Raw genomic sequence first — 553 nt, 5'->3', positions numbered from 1 at the left:
ATGAAATCCAAATAAGGCAAGAGTATAACCGATTGCTGAAAGAACGGAATGAAAAAGGCAATATGATCGATAAGAATCTTTTCTTCAATGACGATCCCAATAGAACCTTATACAACTATTTGAATATTGCAGAAATTGAGGACAAAAACCCATTGAGAGCCTTTTATGAATGTATTAGTAATGGTGGCAACTATGAAGAATGTTTGAAGCTTATCAAAGACAAAAAACTTCAAGATCAAATGAAAAAGACTTTAGAGGCTTATAATGACTGCATCAAAAATGCCAAAACTGAAGAAGAAAGGATCAAGTGTTTAGATTTAATCAAAGATGAAAACCTGAAAAAACCCTTGTTTCTGCCACCGCCTCTTATGAAAAATTCCCCAGAACCACCCTTTTAGCCCTAAACGAGCAAAAGAAAAACGATAACGACAAAACCGCCCTAGAAACGCTTAAAAACAGCTACAATACCCCGGATAGCCAGCGCCTTGATGATTTATTTGAGAAAGGAATCAAGCACCAAGAAGTTTTAAAACTCAATGAGATCAAATCTTCT

At 35.4% G+C, this 553-nt stretch carries 1 pseudogene; it reads left to right on the top strand.

Going from position 1 to position 553, the window contains the following annotated elements:
- A pseudogene (locus tag IEY73_RS34825) lies at window positions 1–350 on the top strand (CagY family CD-EC repeat-containing protein); the annotation flags it as partial.
- Between the last annotated feature and the right edge of the window lie 203 nt (window positions 351–553).

This window comes from Mangrovihabitans endophyticus (assembly GCF_014646155.1).
Classification (GTDB): Bacteria; Actinomycetota; Actinomycetes; order Mycobacteriales; family Micromonosporaceae; genus Actinoplanes; species Actinoplanes endophyticus.
The sequence above is the reverse complement of the archived record's forward strand: the minus strand, read 5'-3'. Positions and strand labels throughout refer to the sequence as shown.